Genomic DNA, 2117 nt, shown 5'->3' on the forward strand with positions numbered 1-2117 from the left:
GAATGGCGGCGAGGTTCTCTCAGCATTCCTGTGCCGTGAGCCGACATTCCTGCTCCCCGAACTCGCCAAGCGCGGCCATGATTGGCACGGCGGTTTCGAACCTGACGGCAAGACTTACAAGATTCTCATCCGAGTCGGTGCTGCCAAGACGGCTGCTGCCGCATGAGCGGCGATTGATCGATGGTGTCGAAGTTGAACAGGCGCTGTGAGGTTGGACACCAATGTTTATCCAAACCGAATCGACGCAAGATCCGGCAACCCTGAAGTTTCTGCCCGGCCAACAAGTCCTGGCTGACGGCAAACTCGTATTTGAGGACAGCGCCCTGGCCGCAGCTTCGCCACTGGCGGAACGGCTGTTCGCAATCCCGGAGGTAGCGAAAGTCTCCTTTGGCGAGGATACGATTGCCGTCACCAAAAGCCGCGGCGAGTGGCAGCTCCTCAAACCCGTCATCTTCGGGGCGATCATGGAACACTTCATGTCCGGCGCACCGACGGTGCGGCCGACAGCCGAAGCCACCGTCCAGTCGTCAAGCCCGGGGCAACAAGCCCAGAGCAATGAGCTTGTTGATGTCATCAAAGGCGCGCTGCACGAAGTGATCGATCCGGAGCTGGGGTACAACATCGCCGACCTTGGGTTGATCTACGACGTCTCGGTCGAAGCCGGCGGCGAGGTCTGCGTGACCATGACTACAACCACGCCCGGATGCCCGGCGACGAATTATTTGGGTCAGGGCGTCAGGGACAAAGTGACCGGTGTGCCGGGCGTCGCATCCGTCAATGTCAAGCTGACCTACGAGCCACGATGGATGCCGGAAATGATGAGTCCAGAGGCCAAAGCGCATCTCGGGATAACGTGAAGATGGAGACAAAAATGAGAGCCAATGACGACTTTCTCAAAGCAGCGTTGGCACCCCACCTCGCTGGCGCGTTCGCGGTACTGCGGCCCAGCGAACGCGCCTCGAAAGCGGGAAGCATGGCGGATTCTTCTGTCCCCGCGAGACGGCTTTCAGAGATTCCCCTGGCCAGCATTACCGCGTTGGCTGGCGCAGGCGAGGTCGAGGCAGCTTGCCGTCTCGCTGGACAGGCGTGCGTGGCCTTGAGGTGCAGTGAACCGGACGCAGCGCGCCGTTTTGATGCGTTGTTGCATCGGCTGACCCCAATGCTCGCGTGGTAAGCATTGCTGTTGGTAAGGAGCGCTGTCGCAGAGGAGGCGCCGTATGATTGGTGTAGCGCAAGTCGACGGCCTTCCGGGTGAAGAGCTGGATGTAGCGAAGACGCCAGGGCATTGGCTTCTCGCATGGCGCTGATTCCCTGTTGAGGTACAACAGGCCACCAGCAAACTTCATCGAAAATGAGTAAGAGCCCCTTTTGGATGCCGATAAGGGGTCCCGATCCAACGCCGTTTGACAATAAACGAGTCGTCGACGCCGCAGAAGTACGGGACAATCTAGCCGACATGCAAGTAGCTTAAGCGCAAGCCCGGATAGCGGATACGGCCAATCAGTTCTTTCAGCGTCTTCAAGGGGAGCTGCATAGGGGCATACACCGAAAACGTGAAGCCCTGCTCGTGGCCGATCAACTCCGCTATTTCGGCGGCCGTGGCGCGTTTGTCTTTGAGGGCTTGCGCCACATTCTTGCGGAACGAATGGAATGACGTGCGAGGAGCGGTAATGCCGCATTTTCTCCGGTACTCTGTAAATCGCTTGGCGAAATAATGGTTGTACTTGCCGTCAGGACCGCCCGGTTTCAGCGCTGGAATTAGTTGGCCATCACGCGGTAGCGCTCGCACGTAATCGACGGAGCCGCAGCGTACCAGTTCGCTATGTATCGGGACGGTGCGCGTGGCCGCCTCCGTCTTGAGGCTTTGCCCCGTATTGTCGTCGCCCACATTGAACACCCATATGCCTTCCTTGCGCTGAACGTCGCTAACGCGCATCTGGCAAATCTCGTTCGACCGCATTCCGCTGAAGAGCGCGACCAATGGAATCCAAGCCATCGCATTTTCAAACGTGTACTTAGCCGGGCGAATGCGCTGTTCGGTCGGCATATCGCGCAATAGTGGCGTATTAAAAAGCTTGTTCAACTCGTCGATCTTATAGGACCGCCATGAGCTATTG

General features: G+C 58.2%; 2 protein-coding genes and 1 pseudogene. 2 read left to right on the forward strand and 1 reads right to left on the reverse strand.

Annotated elements, in window-relative coordinates; genetic code table 11:
- Nucleotides 1-166, forward strand: a pseudogene (locus WB528_RS21810) (DUF2249 domain-containing protein); the annotation flags it as partial.
- A 55-nt stretch (nucleotides 167-221) separates the two neighbouring features.
- The gene (locus WB528_RS21815) at nucleotides 222-857 is read left to right on the forward strand and encodes a NifU N-terminal domain-containing protein (RefSeq protein WP_423890577.1); all 636 of its coding nucleotides are present in this window, start codon (nucleotides 222-224) and stop codon (nucleotides 855-857) included.
- 590 nt (nucleotides 858-1447) lie between these two features.
- Here WB528_RS21815 and WB528_RS21820 read toward each other — a convergent pair.
- Nucleotides 1448-2117, reverse strand: a 670-nt coding sequence (locus WB528_RS21820) for a site-specific integrase (RefSeq protein WP_423890579.1), incomplete at its 5' end; no start/stop codon positions are given.

It is taken from the genome of Bradyrhizobium sp. (genome assembly GCF_049586575.1).
In the GTDB taxonomy this organism is placed as follows: domain Bacteria; phylum Pseudomonadota; class Alphaproteobacteria; order Rhizobiales; family Xanthobacteraceae; genus Bradyrhizobium.